The 16,441-nt window shown below is 70.3% G+C and carries 11 protein-coding genes; 3 read left to right on the top strand and 8 right to left on the bottom strand.

From position 1 onward, the window contains the following. Nucleotides 1-22: 22 nt before the first annotated feature. From IT306_31245 to IT306_31235, 3 genes are all read right to left on the bottom strand, one after another. Nucleotides 23-1,066 carry a LacI family DNA-binding transcriptional regulator gene (locus tag IT306_31245; GenBank protein ID MCC7372931.1) on the bottom strand — a complete coding sequence of 348 codons (1,044 nt, stop codon included), beginning with the start codon at nucleotides 1,064-1,066 and terminating at the stop codon, nucleotides 23-25. 197 nt (nucleotides 1,067-1,263) lie between these two features. After that, entirely contained in the window at nucleotides 1,264-2,013 is a 750-nt protein-coding gene (locus IT306_31240; GenBank protein ID MCC7372930.1) for a sulfite exporter TauE/SafE family protein, read from the bottom strand. A gap of 34 nt (nucleotides 2,014-2,047) precedes the next feature. Then, a complete protein-coding gene (locus IT306_31235; GenBank protein MCC7372929.1) occupies nucleotides 2,048-2,842 on the bottom strand; it encodes an inositol monophosphatase in 795 nt (264 codons plus the stop codon). 188 nt (nucleotides 2,843-3,030) lie between these two features. Here IT306_31235 and IT306_31230 point away from each other — a divergent pair, with 188 nt between their 5' ends. Next, nucleotides 3,031-4,593 (top strand): PLP-dependent aminotransferase family protein, encoded by a 1,563-nt coding sequence (locus tag IT306_31230; GenBank protein ID MCC7372928.1) that lies wholly within the window; start codon nucleotides 3,031-3,033, stop codon nucleotides 4,591-4,593. Between the two features lie 23 nt (nucleotides 4,594-4,616). Here IT306_31230 and IT306_31225 read toward each other — a convergent pair whose 3' ends face one another. The 5 genes from IT306_31225 to IT306_31205 all read right to left on the bottom strand — a co-directional run bounded on the left by IT306_31225 (nucleotide 4,617) and on the right by IT306_31205 (nucleotide 12,071). Then, nucleotides 4,617-5,930 (bottom strand): glucose-1-phosphate adenylyltransferase, encoded by a 1,314-nt coding sequence (locus tag IT306_31225; GenBank protein ID MCC7372927.1) that lies wholly within the window; start codon nucleotides 5,928-5,930, stop codon nucleotides 4,617-4,619. Nucleotides 5,931-6,119: 189 nt separating this feature from the next. After that, nucleotides 6,120-7,253 carry a hypothetical protein gene (locus IT306_31220; protein MCC7372926.1) on the bottom strand — a complete coding sequence of 378 codons (1,134 nt, stop codon included), beginning with the start codon at nucleotides 7,251-7,253 and terminating at the stop codon, nucleotides 6,120-6,122. Further along, complete coding sequence (locus IT306_31215) at nucleotides 7,250-10,921, bottom strand: AAA family ATPase (protein MCC7372925.1); 3,672 nt, start codon at nucleotides 10,919-10,921, stop codon at nucleotides 7,250-7,252. The genes IT306_31220 and IT306_31215 overlap by 4 nt, the downstream gene beginning before the upstream one ends. A 75-nt stretch (nucleotides 10,922-10,996) precedes the next feature. Continuing rightward, nucleotides 10,997-11,704, bottom strand: a complete 708-nt coding sequence (locus IT306_31210) for a hypothetical protein (GenBank protein MCC7372924.1) — start codon at nucleotides 11,702-11,704, stop codon at nucleotides 10,997-10,999. A 49-nt stretch (nucleotides 11,705-11,753) separates the two neighbouring features. Next, nucleotides 11,754-12,071, bottom strand: a complete 318-nt coding sequence (locus IT306_31205; GenBank protein ID MCC7372923.1) for a hypothetical protein — start codon at nucleotides 12,069-12,071, stop codon at nucleotides 11,754-11,756. Nucleotides 12,072-12,279: 208 nt separating this feature from the next. Here IT306_31205 and IT306_31200 point away from each other — a divergent pair, with 208 nt between their 5' ends. Both IT306_31200 and IT306_31195 read left to right on the top strand, forming a co-directional pair. Then, nucleotides 12,280-13,479: a cysteine--tRNA ligase gene (locus IT306_31200; protein ID MCC7372922.1), complete on the top strand. Its 1,200-nt coding sequence runs from the start codon at nucleotides 12,280-12,282 to the stop codon at nucleotides 13,477-13,479. Nucleotides 13,480-13,753: 274 nt separating this feature from the next. After that, the gene (locus tag IT306_31195) at nucleotides 13,754-16,099 is read left to right on the top strand and encodes a penicillin acylase family protein (GenBank protein ID MCC7372921.1); all 2,346 of its coding nucleotides are present in this window, start codon (nucleotides 13,754-13,756) and stop codon (nucleotides 16,097-16,099) included. Nucleotides 16,100-16,441 lie beyond the last annotated feature (342 nt).

The following is a 16,441-nucleotide window of genomic DNA, read 5'->3' as shown; positions in this document are numbered from 1 at the left end:
TCCTCCGTCGCCCAGGCACGCGTCAGTCAGGCAGGCCGCGGCGGCCGCTGGGCAATGCTTCGGCACGCGATGTCGCGTCGACAAAGCTGACGGCTACCCTGGTCACGCTGTCCTGGTACATATCGCCCTTCCCGTCGATCAGGTCGTTGAGCATGCCCGCCGCCACGGTTCCCAGCCCGTACGAGTCCAGGCAGACGAACGGCAACGACGGCGGATACAGGAACTCCCAGCGCCGGTCGCCGGTGCCGACAAGCTCGATATCTCGGACGGCGGCGTCGTCGGCGAACTGGATCAGCCGCATCGCCACCAGCGTGGACATCGCGCCGGCCGTGTAGATCGCCGTTGGCGGCTCGGGCAGCGCCAGCAGCTCCGAGACGACGCAATGGATGACGTCGGTCTGGAGGGTGGCGTCGATGTGGCGGACGAGGTGCGGCATCGGCTCGATCCCGAGCCGCTCGAAGGCCCCGTTCCAGTTGGCCTCATGGCCGCCCCAGTAGGCCGACCGGTACGGGAGCACCGCGCCGATCCGCCGGTGCCCGCGATCTGCGAGGTAGCGGAGCGCCGACGCAAAGCCACCGGGGAAATCGTGCTCGATGAGCGGGGCGCGCAGCCCCGGCACGGGTCGGTTCACCACCACCACGGGAGCGCCGGCCCGCTGGATCTGCTCGTAGGCGTCGAGTGGCGCGCCAGCCGAGTAGCTGATGACGCCGGCCACGCGCTCTTGCAGGAACAGATCCATGTAGATCTGCTCCTCGGCCGGGTCCGAGAACGTGGTGACGGTCTGTACCTGCCGGTTGACGGCGCGGCAGGCGAGCATGATGCCTTCGAGGGTCGCGACCCAGGTCGGGTTGTTGAACGTGGTGGCGCAGACGCCAACCGCGCTCGAATGCCCGACGCGCAGGCTCCGCCCGAGGCGATTCGGCTGGTACTTGAGGCGCTCGGCGGCCGCCAGCACCCGCTGCCGCGTCTCCTCTTTGACGGGATAGTCCGTGTTGGCCAGCACCCGCGAGACGGTCGCCACCGAGACGCCGGCCTCGCGAGCCACGTCGACGATGTACGCGGTCACGGCCGGTCAACCCGCGAGCAGCATCGCCCCGTCATGCGCCCCACCGTCCCCCAACACTCCAGCGCCATCGCCGTGCTCGCGCCGCCACGCGCAAGCTGCAGTAATCGATTACTGCCGGACCGCAGTGTACGGGCTGCCCGGAGGGATGTCAAGCCCGCGGCTGCGTCGTTGCGTCCCAGGGCGGCCGGCTGGCCTGGCTACGCCGCCAGCCCGATCCCGAACACGTTCGTCAGCCATGCCGAGATCAGCGAGAGGCGGTCGCTGAAGATCAGCAGGCCCATCCCCACCAGCAAGAAACCGCTCACCAGCTCCAGCGCGTACAGCCGGGCCTTGAGCGCCCTGAGCAGCGGCGCGGACGCCCCGAGCGCCAGCCCCGTCAGCACGAACGGGATGCCCAGCCCGAGCGCGTAGACGAACAGCAGCAACATCCCCTGGCCAACCGTCTGCTCCTGGCTTGCGAGCGCCAGCAGCCCGGCCAGGAACGGCCCGATACACGGCGTCCAGCCCGTCGCGAAGGCCGCCCCGAGCAGCAGCGCCCCGACGTAGGTGCCGTCCGCGCCGCCGTAGCTCAGGCGGCGCTGCTGGTAGAGAAACGGGATCCGGATCAGGCCGAGCGTGTGCAGCCCGAGGACGACCACCAGCAGCCCCGACAGGCGCAGAATGATGCCGTGGTAGGCGGCCACCGCCTGCCCGACAGCCGAGGCCGTCGCGCCCAGCGCCGTGAACACGACGGCCAGCCCCAGCACGAACGCCAGCGACCGTCCGAGGATGTGGGCGCGCATGGCGGCGGACTGCGGCCCCTGCAGCTCTTCCGAGGTCAGCCCCGTCATGTACCCGAGGTAGGCCGGCAGCAGCGGCAGCACGCACGGCGACACAAACGACAGGAAGCCAGCCCCCGCCGCCAGCAGCAGGGTCAGCGGGTTGAGCGCGAGGGCCGGTGCGTCCACGATCCGTCCGTATGGCGTCCGAGCAGGACGACGGCTACTTGACCGTCGCCGCGACGACGCTGCTGATCTCGGCGTGCAGCTCCGGGGTGGCCGCCGAGAGGATCGAATTGTGCGCCACCGTCCACGGCTCGCCAAACGCGCTGGTCACCACCGCGCCGGCCTCCTGGCAGAGCAACGCGCCCGCCGCGATGTGGACCGGCGACGAGATCTCGAAGAGGAGGTAGGCCGCCAGCCGCCCGGAGGCCACGTAGGCCATCGAGAGCGTCGTGCTGAGCATCCGCAGATCCCACTTATCAGCCTTGATGGCGGCGTAGGTGAAGTCCGCCCCGATATCTGGCCGCATGCCCTTCTTGCTGGTGCCTGCCGAGAAGCTCAGGATCAGCGAGTCGGCGCTGGCGTGGATCGGGTAGGGGCCGTTGCGCTTGACGATGTACGCGCCGCTGCCCTGCTCGGCGATGTAGCGCTCGCCAGTGCCGCCATCGCCGACGGCCGCCACCAGGAGCTGCCCATCCTTGACCAGGGCGACGTTGCAGGCGTACATCGGGATGTCGGAGGCGAAGTTGCGCGTCCCGCAGATCGGATCGACCAGCCAGTACGGGCGGTCGCCGATCTGGTCTTCGCCCCCGCGCTCCTCCCCGACGACCGTCCACTCGGGGTAGACGCTCAGCAGGCTGGCGCGGACCGCGTCCTCGACGGCCACATCGGTCGCGGTCACGAGGTCACGCCCGCCCTTCGAAGTGATCTGATCGGCGCCGGCCCGCCGCCGCATCAGCTTCAAGCCGGCATCGACGGCCGCCAGCGCTGCCCTGGTCTCGTCACGCATCTGCACGCGCCCACCTCCAGCCAGTGGCCTGCCCGCGGCGACGGCATCGTGGCCGGCGCAGGCGTCCCGCGCCTGATTATCGCCGACCAGCAGCGGACACGGGTCGGGGGGCTGCGGACGACGGACTGCAACATCGGCCGCGGGAGACGGGTGCCGGCGGCGGACACCGAAGACGGACGGCGTATCATCCGTGCATGGTCGAGCCAGCGCGCAAGGTCGTCGTCGATCTAGTCGTCGCCGTCGATCCGGCCCTGCCTGAGTCGCTCCATCGGCAGGTGTATCGAGCGTTGCGCGCCGCCATGCTGGAGCAACGGCTGAAGGCGGGCGCCAAGCTGCCGTCCACCCGGGCGCTGGCCCTGATGCTCGGGGTGGCGCGGAACACGATCCACGGCGCGTACGATCAACTGTTGGCCGAGGGCTACCTGGAAGCCCGGCACGGGTCGGGGACGTACGTGGCGGCGAGCCTGCCCGACGAGGCGTTCCAGCCGGGTGCAGACCGCGCCCGCCCTGGAAGTGAGTCACCAGAGAGCACGCTCCCTGGTGAGCCGCCTGTCACCGGCCGCCTCTCTGCCTGGGGCCGACGCGTGGTCAGCATCGGCGAGACCCCCTACCTCGGCGCGCCGGTCGCCCTGCCCTACGACTTCCGCCACGGCCGGCCGGACGCCACCCACTTCCCGTTGGCGGCCTGGCGGCGCATCGCCGGCCGGCAGCTTCGCCAGCTTGACCGCGATGACCTCTGGTACGGCCCGGCGGCCGGCCTGCCGGCTCTGCGCTCGGCCATCGCCGAGTACCTGGGACGGGCGCGCGGCGTCCGCTGCACCCCGGAGCAGGTCATCATCACCAACGGCACCCAGCAGGCCATCGACCTGATAGTGCGGCTGCTGATCGACCCTGGCGACGTGGTCGTCGTCGAAGACCCGTGCTACTCAGGCGCACGGCGGGTGTTCGCGGCCCAGGGAGCCGCCCTGATCGACGTGCCCGTGGACGAGCACGGTCTCTGTGTCGATCTGCTCCCCGAGACGCCGGCCCGGCTGGTCTACACCACGCCGTCGCACCAGTACCCGAGCGGCGCGACGCTGCCCGTGAGCCGACGGCTCGATCTGCTGCGCTGGGCCGAGCGCCAGGACGCCTTGATCGTCGAGGACGACTACGACAGCGAGTTTCGGCATGCCGGCCGGCCGCTGGAGGCGCTCCAGGGGCTGGACCGCTCGGGGCGCGTCGCGTATGTCGGCAGCTTCTCGAAGGTGCTCTACCCCGCCCTGCGGCTCGGGTATCTGGTGGCGCCGGTCGATCTCGTGCGGCTGGCCGCCGAGGCCAAGCGGCTGGTAGACCTCCAGACGGCGACGCCCGGGCAGGAATTGCTGGCCGAGCTGATCCAGGGCGGCCACTTCGAGGCCCACCTGCGGCGGATGCGGCGCGTCTATCGCGGGCGGCGCGCTGCGCTGCTCGACGCGCTGGCGCAGGAGCTCGGGCCGCTGGCCGAGCCTGGCCCCAGCGACGCCGGCCTCTACCTGCGCGTCGTGCTGGCCGAGGGCATCGACGAGGACGCCGTTACGCGGGAGGCAGCGGCGCGGGGCGTGGCCGTCTATCCCGCCCGGCCATACTACCAGCGCCCACCCGCGCGGCCGGGCCTGATCCTCGGCTACGCGGCCCTGGACGAGGACGGCATCCGCGAGGGCATCCGGCGGCTCAGGGAAGCCGTGCGCAGGTATCAGTCATCAGTGTTCAGTTGTCAGGCAACGTCCTCTGATACTTGAACACTGATGACTGGCAACTACACTTACGCTGTTCGTGTCCTCGGGCGGACGGCCTCGCGGCGGCTCGGGGCCAGCACCGTCTCGCCGCTGGCGATGATCCCGTCCACGTGGGGCACGTGCTCGAAGTCGGCTTCGACCACGTCGGCATCCACGCGGACGTTCCGGCCGAGCCGCAGCCCGGGGGGGATGCGGACCCGCTTCCCGACGACTGAGATGCCCGTCGAGAGGTTCTTCGGCTCCATCCGGCTCGGCGTCTTGTCGTCGCCAAACCCGACGACCGCGCTCGCCCCGATCACCACTTCCTTGTCGAGGATGGCGTAGTTCACCACCGCGTTCCGCCCGATGATCGAGTCGTTCATCACGATCGAGTCGCGGACCACGGCGCCCTCGGCCACGAACACGCCCGGCGAGAGCACGCTGTGCTCGACGGTGCCGAGGATGTGGCAACCGTGCGAGATCAGGCTGTTCGCGACCTTCGCCCCGGCTCCGATCTTGGCCGGCGGGCGCTCCTCGCTGCGGGTGTGGATGACCCAGTCGTAATCGTACATCTCGAAGTCGGGCGGATCCTTGAGCAGGCCCATGTTCGCTTCCCAGTAGGAAGCGATGGTGCCGACGTCCCGCCAGTAGTCGCCGAAGCGGTAGGCGAACACACGGTCCATGCCGACCATGCGCGGGATGACGTCCTTGCCGAAGTCGTGCGCCGAGCCGCGCATCCGCGAGTCTTCGGTCAGGCGCTGGGTCAGGATCTCGGGGTTGAAGACGTAGATGCCCATCGAGATCAGGTTGCTGCGCGGCTCCGGCGGCTTCTCGTCGAACTCGGTGACGCGGCCGTCGTCGTCCACGATCAGCGTGCCGAAGCGGTGGGCCTCATCGATGGGGACTTCCATGACGCCGACCGTTACGTCGGCCTTGTTGTCACGGTGGAAGTCGATCATCCTCCCGTAATCCATCTTGTAGATGTGATCGCCGGACAGGATCAGGGCCAGGTCCATCTTCCAGTCCGCAAGCATCGGAAGGTTCTGGAAGACGGCATCCGCCGTGCCCTTATACCAGTCGGACTCGCGCCGCCCCAGGTACGGCTGGAGCAACCGCACACCGCCGCGCGCCCGGTCGAGATCCCACGGCTTGCCCACGCCGATATGGTCGTGGAGTGAGTGCGGGCGATACTGCGTCAGGATGGCGGCGTGGTAGATGCCCGAGTTGACACAGTTCGACAGGGCGAAGTCGATGATGCGGTACTTCCCCGCGAACGGGACGGCGGGCTTCGCACGCTTTACCGAGAGCACGGACAGGCGCTCTCCCTGTCCACCAGCCAGAATGACTGCTACGACACTCACGCCGACGTCCTCCAGCTCCAGGCGGCCCCGAAGCCGACCGAGATCCCGAATCTGTGAACCGCCCACTATGCGCGGCGGACCCTGCCGGTCGCCATTATCGCAGACCGTGTCACCGCGTTCTAGCTCGTATCTCGCAAGCGGCGCTGTCCCACTACGCATGTTCCGCGCCATGGCCCGGCGCACTCTAGCCTACAGGACGTACGTGAGAACGCCGTGAAACTGGCGGAACAGCCGCACCAGCTCAACGTAGAACGACCAGTCGGCTGGCGGTCGATTGGGCATCACGTGGTCGAAGAGGTCGAACTCGGCATACCGCTCCAGGATGGCCGCAGGCGTCTTTGCGGCCATCCGCCGCGTCTCGGTGTACGGCACGACACGATCGCCCAGGTCATGCATCAGGAAGAGGCGCGTCTTGACCCGCTCGATGCTGCGTGACGGCGAGATCGCCTGGAGGCGGGCCAGCGTCTCGGGTGGCAGTTGCGCCAGGGCGGCCTCGGTCTCGGTTGGCGGCAGGCCGTCGAGCAGGGCCAGGGCAGCGCGGCCGGCCGGCGACATGAAGCCGACATCGGCGCGGGCGGCTATGTCGCCCTGGAGGTAGAGTCGGTCGAGGATGTCGCGGTCGGGCGCGTACGGCAGCGTATCCACCATCTGCCGGGCCACCACGAACAGCACCAGCGGGTCTGGCTCCCAGACCTCGTCGATGCCGGCGTAGGCCAGGCTGCGCGTCGAGATCGCCCGGACGAAGTCGGTCGTGTCGAAGTAGCTGCCGAACGCGTTGACGAACGTCAGCTTGCCGTCGAGCCGGGGATCTGCCGCCGCCTCGATGGCCACCGACCCGCCCACCGAAAATCCGAGCACGCCGATACGGGCCGGGTCCACGTCGGGGCGGGCGCGCAGCGTCTCGACCTCCAGCACCAGCGCGTCGATCTCCTCGCGCTGGATGCGGCCTTCGGACAGGCCCGACGAGACCGGCACCATCACCACCAGCCCGGTGCGGCTCATCCCCTCCGCGAAGCGCACCAGCGGCGGCTCATCGTGATCGACGGGCCGCGCCCCGAGCAGCAGCACGATGGCGCCATGGGGGCCGCCACGTCCGGGGCTGTAGATGTCGGCCTCGACGGTCCCCACCGGGTACGCAAAGGCGACGCGCTCGCGGAGGGGCGGCGGCGTCAGGCGGGTCAGCGGATCGAACGGCAGCGTGCCGATGGCCGAGGGCAAGACCGCCAGGGCCAGGAAGCCCACCCGGACGGGGTGCGTGAACCCGAGCAGCACCAGGACGGCCAGCGCCAGAAGCAGAAACCGCCGCCTGTTGCTGGGCCTCACGTCGATGGCAGCGCCGTTTTCTCGCTCGCGGCCCCGTCCAAACGGCCCAGCTCCGCGAGGGTGGCCTCCAGCGACGGGCGCGCCCCCATCGACTCGAAGAGCGCGGCGGCATCGCGCAGCAGACCCTGCGCCTGGACCGTGTCGCCGGCCCGAGCGCGCCACGCGTAGGCTGTTCCCAGGAGCTGCAGCAGGCGGGCCGACTCGAACGGCTGCCCGACACCCTCGGCCAGCGGCAGGGCATCCGTCGCCGTGACGATGGCCGTCTCCCAGTCGCCCAGGTCGAGCGCCACATTCACCCTGGCCCGGGCCGCCATCAGCCGGCCGGCGAGATACGCGCCCTCCCCGGCATGGTCCGCCCGCGCGGCCAGCGCCAACGCCTGCTCGCGGTCGCCGATGGCCGCCAGCACCTCGGAGCCCATCCCGCCGAGCATCCCCTCGCAGGTCAGGCACCCGATACGATCCTGAGCCGCCGTCGCTTCGGCGACGGCCCGGCGCGCACCGCCCACGTCGCCGGCCGCCAGCCGGTAGACCATCACCGAGGTCAGGAACCAGACGTCGCCGTGCGGGTAGCTGTGCTCGTCGAGCGCCGCCAGCACCGCGCCGGCTGCGTCGAGCTTGCCGCGCGCCGAGAGCAGCCGCGCCAGCACAATGCCGCGCATCATGGCAGCGGCCGTGATCGCGCACTGCACGGCCACGTCGGAGGTCAGCTCGCGCTCGGCGTCGTCCCAGTGCCCACCCGTCATGTTCGCCGCGCCCAGGATGATCCGCGCGCAGCCCTCGGCCACCACGGAATCCATCTTCAGCGCCAGGTCGAGCGCTTCCTGGGCGTGCGCCAGGGCGTCCGGCGTGTGCGGCTGCAGGCAGATCTGCCGCAGCACCTCCGCCGAGATCAACGCCTCGAACAGCACGAAGTCCTGGCCGTGCTCGCGCGCCAGCCGAATCGCCTCCTGAGCGTACCGCGCGATGTCCGGGCCGATCTCGCCGGCCAGCCCGGGCTTGGTCAGCGCCGAGTACGCCCGCGAGCGTTCCTCGAAACCGCCCGTCGCCAGGGCCAGCCGCAGCGCCGTGCGCGCAGCCTGGGCGGCGTCGGCGGTCTGGTTGCGGTGCATCAGCACCGAGGACCGCAGCGCCCAGGCACTCGCCAGCTCGGGATGGGTGTCGTTGAGCACGCCGAACGCCGCGTCGACGGTGGCGCTGGCGGCGTCGATGTCGAGCTGCTGGAGGAAGATCGTCGCGGCCTGGAGGGCCAGCCGCGCCTGCCAGCGGCGGGGATCGAGCCGGTTCGCCGCCAGCGCCTCCTCGGCAAAGGCGGACGCCCTGGCAACGTCGAACGCGGCCTGGAACGCCGCCGCGCTCTCGTCCACCTGCCCGATGTTCCAGAGCATCCGGCCACGCCCGGCCAGCAGCTCACAGCGGATCAACGGCGAGGCCTCCTCCGCGAGACGCTCGGCGGCCTCCAGCCCGAGATCGTAGTGTCGCAACGCCTCACGGGTGGAGTAGCCAGCGGACGCACGCTCGGCCGCCAGCAGGGCGTAGCGCGCCCCCGCCTCCCAGGCCTCCGCTTCCATCGCGTGGCGGGTCAGCCCCTCGGCGTGGGCGCTCAGCTCGTCTGGATAGAGCGCCTCGATGGCATCCAGCGTCAGCCGGTGCAGCTCGCGACGACGCCGGAGCAGCAGCGTCCGCTCGGCCACTTCCTGCACGAGGCTCTGGGTGAAGGTGTAGCCAGGCAGGACCGGATTCGGGCGCTCGACCAGCACCCCGGCCTTGATCGCTTCGCGGACGCCGCGCTCCAGCGCTGGCCCGTCCCCGAAGACGCGCGTCAGCAACTGGCCTGAGAACGTCCGCCCGAGCACGGCCCCGGTCTGCACCACGCGGCGCGCCTCCTCCGGCAGCCGGTCGATGCGCGCCAGGATGGTCGCCTGGAGCGACTCCGGGATACGTTGCGCCGCCTCGGCGTCGAGGATCACCTGCCGGTCGCGGACCACCAGCGCGCCCCGGTCCACCAGCGTCTGGATCATCTGGAAGGCGTACAGCGGGTTGCCGTCGATCCGCGAGAGCAGAAGCTTCTCGGCCTGCGCGTCGAGCGCTGCGCCACCCAGCAGCGCCCGCGCCAGCAGCCGCGTCTCGGCCTGGGCCAGCGGCTGGAGCGCCAGCTCGACGTACCGATCCCCGGCGACGCGCCGGGCGTGCTCGCGGAGCGCCCAGGAGGGCGCGTCCACGTCCGACCGGAAGCTGAGCACCAGCAGCAGCGGCGACTCGACGCTCAGCTCGCCGGCCGCTTCCAGAAAGTTGAGGATCGTCGGGCCGGCCCAGTGGAGATCGTCCATGAGCACCACGCACGGCCCCTCGGCGGCAAGCTGGCGGTGCAGCTTGCGGACGGCGCGCAGGCTGCGGCGGTGCAGCTCTTCCTGGGAGAGGTCTTCCAGGTCGGCATGGATCGCCGGGCGGGGAAGCTCCAGCAGGAAGCAGAGGAACGGCAGCGCTTCGGGGACGCCCAGCCCGTCCAGGCGGGCGCGCAGCCGGTTGACGGTCCGCACACCGAGGCTGTCAGGGCCGTCGTCGATGCTGCCGGCCTGCGCGTCCACCGCCCGGGCCGCCGCGAGATCGATCAACTCGTAGCCGAAGAACGCCCAGGCCCAGGGCGCGTACATCAGGACCGTCTGGCCGGGGCCGTACGGCGTCGCGTGGGCCTCCGCCATCCGGAGGGACGGACGGGCGTCCACCATCCGCTTCATCTCGGCCAGCAGGCGCGACTTCCCCGCGCCCGGCTCGCCGGTCACCACGACGATGCCGCCCTCGCCGGCCTCCAGGCGATCCAGCCGAGCCGCCAGGGCGGTCAGCTCGTCGGCCCGCCCGACGATGGGCAAGGTGGCGGCGTCGGCCAGCGGCACGGTGGTCAGCGGCCCGAGCGCGCGGTACGCCTGGACCGGCTCGGCCTTTCCCTTGAGGGTGAGCGGCAGCGTCGGCTCCAGCTCGAACAGGTGCCGCGCGAGGCGGGCAGTCATCTCGCCGACGAGGACGCTGCTGGGCGGGGCCGCCGTCTGCAGCCGCGAGGCCGTGTTGACGGTGTCCCCGATGACGGTGGCGTCGTGGAACCCACCGACCTCGCGGACGCCCGCCACCACCTCGCCGGTGTTCACCCCGATCCGCAGCTCCAGGCGCAGGCCGTGGTCCCGCTCCAGCTCGCCGTTGATCTCGCCCAGCGTGGCCTGCATCGCCAGGGCAGCGTCGACAGCCCGGACGGCGTCGTCCTCGTGGGCGACGGGCGTGCCGAACAGAGCCATCACCGCATCGCCGATGAACTTGTCAACGGTCCCGCCCCGCCGCACGATCTCCTCGACCAGCCGCCCGAAACAGGCGGCGGTCACGTCGCGCACCTCTTCAGGATCGAGCCGCTCCGAGAGCGCCGTGAACCCGACGATGTCGGCAAACACGACGGTCACGGGACGCCGCTGCTCGTCCCCGAGAATCGGGGAGCGCGCCAGCCCACGCTCGCCAGCGCTCGGGAGGCCGCCCGTCAGGAGCGGCCGGCCGCACTGCGAGCAGAAGCGACTGCCGACGGTGTTGACGGTCGAGCAGGACTCACAGACGAGCGACAGCGCAGTTCCGCACTGGTTACAGAACTTGCTGTCGTCGGGGGTGAGCTCCTGGCAGCGGGGACAAATCATCGAACACGGCCCCAGCCACAAGTGTACTGGAGGGACGGCGACGAGCCGCGAAATGTTGCAAGCCCGGGCCTGCCACTACGACACGAACTCCGGCGGCGGCCGGTGCCCGACGGCCCGCTCCACCGCACGCTCGGGCGTGTCCTCGCCGCCGTCCCAGACCGGGTTGTGAAAGCGATAGTCGTGCTTCTTGATGTACTCGTCGAGCTGCTCGACGATGGTCCCCAGCATCTCGACGGACGCCGACGCCAGCGTCTCAGCGCCCGCGTCGTCCGTCTCCAGCGCCTGGTCGATGTGCGGCAGGCAGAGGCCATCGCCGGCCTGGTACTTTTCGCGGACGGACGGCTCGCGCAGGCGATTCCGCAGCGCCGCCAGGTAGCGGCCCTCGGCCTCGGCCTCGACCTCGCAACCGGGGCACGGCGGCAGGCCGCGGGCGGCGCTCTTCGCCCGCCCGAACCAGCCGGAGAGCATCGAGCGGCCCCGGCCGCCCCACCCGCCGGCCGCCAGCCGCTTGCGGGCCGTGTTCAGCACGTCGCGGTAGACGATGGCCGCCGCGAGCTGCCCGAGCCGCTGCCGGATGAAGCGCTCGGCGTGCGGCCGGCAGAAGCCCCCGGCCGTCCGCAATTGCGCGCGCAGGTCAAGGTCGTTGACCTGCTCGTAGCAGACCGAGGTCAGGTACGCATCCACCGCCTCGGTGGCAAGGCGGCAGACCGGGCAGCCCGGCTGCCCGAACGCCTCGATCAGGTCATGCTCGCCGGCGTGGCGTCGCGGTTTGCGAGGCGCCATTGCAGCGTGCCTGTCTCCCCTACGGTGCTGGTGGGCTGGAGCCGCTGGCCTACTTGGCCGGCCGCAGCGAGAACGCGACGACTTCCGCCAGGTTGACCCACACGTACTGGCCGGTCGCGGTCCAGGCGTCGGAGAACGTGCGCGGCTTGCCCTCGGCGATGTCTTTCGTGAGGCCCTTGGCGTAGTCCGCCAGCACGTCAGCCGAGATCGACTCGCTCAGCTCCTCGACGGCCACGATGCTGCCGCCGTTCTTGAGCGCCAGGCTCACCTCGACGCGCTTGCCCTGGTCACGCGTCATGCCGAAGGTCGGGCGTCCCAAGCCGAGGCGCGGCGCATCTCCCTGATTCTGCGCGATCCCGTCCACCATGCTCCTCCACGAGCGTCGTCCGCCCGAGCGTCTGCCTGGAACCGTAGCATATGGCGTGGGTGAGCGGGTTCGGGTTTTCGGCCCCACGCGCGCGGCCGGTGGGAACAAATCGGGCACGGTCTGTGTTCCCTCTGCCGGCGACGCGCACCACGACGGTGCGCCTACAATGGCGAGTCGGAACCTCTCGTTTGGAGTGAGCGGCGTGAGCCTGCGGCTGTACAGCACGTTGAGTCGGACCATTGAAGAGTTCCAGCCGGAGGGCGACGAGGTCCGCATCTACGTCTGCGGCGTCACCCCCTACGACACCGCGCACCTGGGCCATGCGTTCTGTTACGTCTCGTTCGACGTGCTGAGCAGGTTCCTCCAGTACCAGGGGTACAAGGTCCGCTACATCCAGAACATCACTGACATCGACAATGACATCCTCCGCAAGGCCAACGAGGTTAGCGAGCCGTGGGATGAGCTGGGCAACCGGTACGTCAAGATCCACCAGACCGCGCTCGACAACCTGAACGTCCTCCCGCCCGTCAAGTACCCCCGCGCCACCGAAGAGATCCCGCTGATGGTCGAGATGATCGACACGCTGATCTCGAAGGGGCACGCCTACGAGGTGGACGGAAACGTCTACTTCCGCGTCGCCAGCGATCCGGAGTACGGCTCCCTCTCCCGCCTGCCGGCCGACGAGATGGCCGTCCGCCTGACGGAGACCGGCGACCCGGCCAACGATCCGCGCAAGGAGCAGCCGATCGACTTCCTGCTCTGGCAGGCCGCCAAGCCCGGCGAGCCGACGTGGCCCAGCCCCTGGGGGCCGGGCCGGCCAGGATGGCACATCGAGTGCTCCGCCATGTCGATCCGCTACCTGGGCGAGACGCTGGACATCCACGGCGGCGGCGGCGATCTCGTCTACCCGCACCACGAGTCGGAGATCGCCCAGTCCGAGACCTGGACCGGCCAGAAGCCGTTCGCCCGCGTCTGGATGCACATCGGCATGCTGCGGATGGACGGCGAGAAGATGAGCAAGTCGCTGGGCAACATGGTGTTCGTCCACGACCTCATCAAGGAGCACCGCCCGGAGGCGATCCGGCTCTACCTGTCCGGCGTCCGCTACCGCGACGTGCTGGAGTGGAACCCGCGGACGCTGGTGGAGGCCGGGCTGCTGGTCTCGCACCTGGAGGCGGCGGCCACGGTCGCTGGCGGCACCAGCGGCGCGCCCTTCGAGTCGGCCGCGCTGCGCGCGCGCTTCGTGGCGGCGATGGAGGACGACCTCGACACGCCGCAGGCCATCGCCGTGTTGCGCGAGCTGGCCGACAGTATCCTGGCAGCCGCGAAGTCCGGCCGGCCGGTCGCAGACGCCCAGGCCGACCTGCGCGCGCTGACGGGGATCCTCGGGGCCAGGCTGCCGGGGTAAGACTGCGCTCGGCAGCAGCATACAGCCTCTCGGTCATCCCGAGCGGAGCGAGCCTGCGAGCGACGTGGAGGGATCTTCTGGCAGCTGCATGGGAAAGATCCCCACTCCGCTCGTACCTCGCTTCGGTCGGGATGACACAGCTTCGCCGGCGATCTCGCTTCGCAGGCGGAATCGTCAAGCAGAGGCGTCGCGCAGCATGCCGGGGTGAGCCGTACCCTGCCCCGGCGCTATGATCGCCACAACAGCACCCGCACTCCTGGCAGGAGGGTCAACGGTGACAGCCACGTCGTCCCCCACCGAGCGCGCCCGCTCGGCCATCCCCGCCCTCGACGGCACGCTCGCGCTGCCCGGCCTTGACGGCCCCGTCCAGGTGGTCCGAGACCATCTCGGCATCCCGCACATCAAGGCCACCACCACCCATGACGCCTTCTTCGCGCAGGGGTTCGTCCACGCCCAGGACCGCCTCTGGCATATGGAGTACGACCGCGCCCGCGCCCTCGGACGGTGGGCCGCCTACGTCGGTCCTGGCGGCCTCGACTCCGACAAACTGACCCGCCGCCTCGGCCTCGCCGCCAGCGCCCAGGCCGACTACGCCGTCCTCAACGCCGAGACCCGCGCCATGCTCGACGCCTACAGCGCTGGCGTCAACGCCTTCATCAGCACCACCATCGCCCTCCCCATCGAGTTGCAGTTGCTCGGCGTACAGCCCGAGCCGTGGCAGCCCTGGCACTGCGGCGCGGTCTTCAAGGTGCGCCACGCGCTCATGGGCTCGATGGCCGCCAAGCTCTGGCGACTCCGCATCGCCAAGACCCTCGGCCCGGACTGGATCACGAAGCTCCGTGCTGGCTCCGGCGAAAGGGCCCCGCTCGTGGTGCCGCCCGGCCTGACCTATTACGACGTGCCCGACGGCTACGGCGAGTCGGTCAGCCTCACCGCCCTCGCGCTCGGCCTCGGGGACGTCGACGGCGGCAGCAACAACTGGACCGTCCACGGCAGCCGTACTGCCTCCGGCAAGCCGCTGCTGGCCGGCGATCCCCACCGTGCCATCGACGTGCCCAACGTCTACTACCAGCACCACATCGCAGGCCCCGAGTTCGACGCCATCGGCTACGCCTTCGTCGGCGTCCCTGGCATCACCCATTTCGGGCACAACCAGCACGTCGCCTGGGGCGTCACCACCGCCACCTCGGACCAGCAAGACCTGTACGTCGAGAAGTTCGCGCCCGGCGATCCCGCCCGCTACCAGTACCAGGGCGAGTGGCGCAGGGCCGACCGCCGCACCGAGACCATCGAGGTGCGCGGCGAGGCCCCCGTCGAGATCGACATCACCACCACCCACCACGGCCCTGTCATCGTCGGCGATCCCGCCAGCGGCACGGCCCTGGCAGCCCGCGCCCTCGCCGTCATCGAGCCGAACCGCTCGTTCGAGTCGATCCTCCCGATGCTCCGCGCCACCAGCGTGGCCGAGTTGGAGGAGGCCAAGCGCCCCTGGGTCGATCCCGACAACAACTTCGTCATGGCCGACACCTCGGGCAACATCGGATATCTGACGCGTGGGCAGGTGCCCGTCCGGTCGGCCGCCAACCACTGGCTGCCCGTCCCCGGCTGGACCGGCGAGCACGAGTGGCAGGGCATCATCCCCTTCGAGGAGATGCCGCGCGCCCGCAACCCCGAGCAGGGCTTCATCGCCACCGCCAACCAGCGCATCGTCGGCACGGACTACCCCCACCACATCTCCAATGACTGGTCGCCGCCGCACCGTGCCATGCGCGTCAACGCCCGCCTGCGCGAGATGCCCGCCGCCACCATCGCCGAAATGGCGGCCGTCCACGCCGACAAGGTCTCCATCCCCAGCGCGGCGTTCGTCGATCTCGCCCGCCGCCTGGAGCCGGCAGACGCCTCCTCGGCCGCTGCCCGCGACCGCCTCCTCACCTGGGACGGCGACATGCTGCCGGATGGCGTCGCGCCGACCATCTACGCCGTCTGGCGTGAGCAGATCACCCAGGCCATCCTGGCTGGCCCCGACTTCAGGCCGCTGGTGGATGCCAGCCGCAAGTGGGATCCCCTGCCGACCCAGGTGATGCCGCCCGCCCAGCGCCTCCGCAACGTCTTCTTCGGGCTGCTGCTCCAGGGCGACACGTCGGTGCTGCCCCCGGGCGATACCTGGGAGACGCTCGGTGCGCGGGCGCTCGCGGCCACCGTCGCCCAGTTGACCGAGCGGCTCGGCGCGGACCAGGACGGCTGGCGCTGGCAGGAGATCCACCGTACCCGCCTGCGCCACCCGCTCTCCGGCGTCTTCCCCCAGTACGCGGACCTGCTCGATCCGCCGTCCGTGGGCGTCGGCGGTGATGGCGACACGCCCCAGAACGGCACCCATGCCTGTTCAGACGGCGTCGATTTCACCGTGACAGTCTCCTCCGTCACCCGCTACGCCTTCGACCTCGCGGACTGGGACAACAGCGGCTGGACCAGCCCCATCGGCGGCACCGGCCACCCGGCCAGCCCCCACTACGCCGATCAAGTCGCGGCCTGGAGCGAGCAGCGGCTCAACCCGATGCTCTACACCTGGGCCAGCATCGAGGCAGACGCCGAAAGCCGCCAGACGCTCGAACCGGCCTGAGACGGGGGTGAAAGCACGCGGTGTCGGCCAGAATCAGGCTGTGACCGCGTGCAAAGCATGCAACATCCCGTGTCATCCTGAGCGCAGCGAAGGATGTCACCCGCTGGCCGTCAACGCTCGCGTCAGCGGGTGAGACCCTTCGCTGCGCTCAGGATGACACGGGAGTCGACCACGAACACAACCCATCCGCGCGCCGATTCCAACCGCTGCCGCCTCCCTGCCCGAAATTCAGCTTGACAGCGGGGGGGAGCCGAGTATACTGGCTGATACAGGCGGAGCCAGTACGGACACTGGCCCCGAGGCATTGGCAGAGGCGCCGGCGCGCGTTCGCCGCCTTCTGAC

It is taken from the genome of Chloroflexota bacterium (assembly GCA_020850535.1).
Lineage (GTDB): Bacteria > Chloroflexota > UBA6077 > UBA6077 > JACCZL01 > JADZEM01.
The sequence above is the reverse complement of the archived record's forward strand: the minus strand, read 5'-3'. Positions and strand labels throughout refer to the sequence as shown.

Bases quoted from the DNA above. Each gene is read 5' to 3' on its own strand.
- IT306_31230 (MCC7372928.1), top strand. From the start codon at position 3,031: ATGGTCGAGCCAGCGCGCAAGGTCGTCGTCGATCTAGTCGTCGCCGTC.
- IT306_31215 (MCC7372925.1), bottom strand. From the start codon at position 10,921: ATGATTTGTCCCCGCTGCCAGGAGCTCACCCCCGACGACAGCAAGTTC.
- IT306_31210 (MCC7372924.1), bottom strand. From the start codon at position 11,704: ATGGCGCCTCGCAAACCGCGACGCCACGCCGGCGAGCATGACCTGATC.
- IT306_31205 (MCC7372923.1), bottom strand. From the start codon at position 12,071: ATGGTGGACGGGATCGCGCAGAATCAGGGAGATGCGCCGCGCCTCGGC.